The organism is Streptomyces sp. NPDC002520 (assembly GCF_053595235.1).
This window is the reverse complement of the sequence record NZ_JBSFXG010000096.1, coordinates 1-1,084: the sequence shown is the minus strand read 5'-3', so window position 1 is coordinate 1,084 and position 1,084 is coordinate 1. Positions and strand designations below refer to the sequence as shown.

Below are 1,084 nucleotides of genomic sequence, written 5' to 3'. Positions count from 1 at the left end.
CTCGCCACCGCCGAGTACGTCGACTGGTACAACCACCGACGACTCCACGGTGAGATAGGCCACCTCCCGCCCGTCGAATACGAGAACAACCACTACCTCGCAACCACGAAACCCCAGGTCACAACCAACATCTGAGATCTCTACCGAACCCGGAACGGTTCAGCCTCCCTGTTCAGCAAGTCGTCGGCGTGCTCCACATCGGACGAGGGTCCGCAGCACCGGGTCTCGGGTTCCTCCGTCCGGAGAGCCGATGGTCAGCCTCCGCGTCTCGGCAGTGATGTCACCGTGCAGCGTCAGGGCTGTGACGGCCGTTCGCCGGCCTCCAGGTGCCGGCTCACCCAAGCCAGTGTCAACGGTGGGGCAGCCGCAGTCTCATCGTGGTTGGTCACCGTGCCACCTCATCATCGGGCGGCGGCGCGCGCCATTGAGGCGGCTCTGAGCGAGCTGCTCGCCTATGTGGCCTGGGACGTCACCCCCAGCCCGTAGTGGGCATGGCGCGGCCTTGCGTGCCGACGTCTACTGGGCCTTGTGTACTTCGTTGCCCGGGCCGCCCAGGAGTTCGTTGATGAGTTGTGTGGTTTCGGTTTCGGGTGAGCAGTCGAGTGTGTGGTTGATCTGTTGGACGCGGGTGATGGCGGTGTGCAGGCCCTGCCGGTTCCCGGCCGCGTGCTCGATCCGCATCCAGTCCCGGTACAGCAGCTCGGCCGTGTCGTCGGCGTCGAGTCCGGTGGCGACGGCCTGGCGTGCGGCGGTGAGGTCGTGGTGGGGGCCTGGGGGGATGCGGTGGGTGGCCACGGTGTGGGCGACGTCGATGATCCGCGTGGTCATTTCCTGCTGGTGGGGCTCGGCCCAGGGAAGGGGCCGGCCGCCAAACGGCTTTCCCCGGACTAGAGTCAGTGCTTTTTCCAGGTCGGTCAGGCCGGATGGGCCTTGTGGCAGGGCGTGTTCGGCGAGTTGGAGGAAGTGGGTCCAGTCGCAGCGTACGTGGGTGCGACTTCTCATTTCGGTGTCACCGGTAGTTGTCATCTGGGTGTCATGCATCTTTGCTGTTCAGGACGGAGAAGTGGTGACATCGAGTGAGAAG

At 65.0% G+C, this 1,084-nt stretch carries 1 protein-coding gene and 2 pseudogenes; 1 reads left to right on the top strand and 2 read right to left on the bottom strand.

Features of this window, described 5'->3' with window-relative positions; genetic code table 11:
* A partial coding sequence (locus ACWD5D_RS44870; protein ID WP_451378017.1) for an IS3 family transposase occupies positions 1-135 on the top strand: 135 nt, incomplete at its 5' end.
* 66 nt (positions 136-201) lie between these two features.
* Here the strand turns inward: ACWD5D_RS44870 and ACWD5D_RS44865 are convergent.
* Both ACWD5D_RS44865 and ACWD5D_RS44860 read right to left on the bottom strand, forming a co-directional pair.
* Positions 202-389: pseudogene (locus ACWD5D_RS44865) on the bottom strand (aminoglycoside phosphotransferase family protein); the annotation flags it as partial.
* Between the two features lie 127 nt (positions 390-516).
* A pseudogene (locus tag ACWD5D_RS44860) lies at positions 517-990 on the bottom strand (bacterial transcriptional activator domain-containing protein); the annotation flags it as partial.
* Positions 991-1,084: the final 94 nt, after the last annotated feature.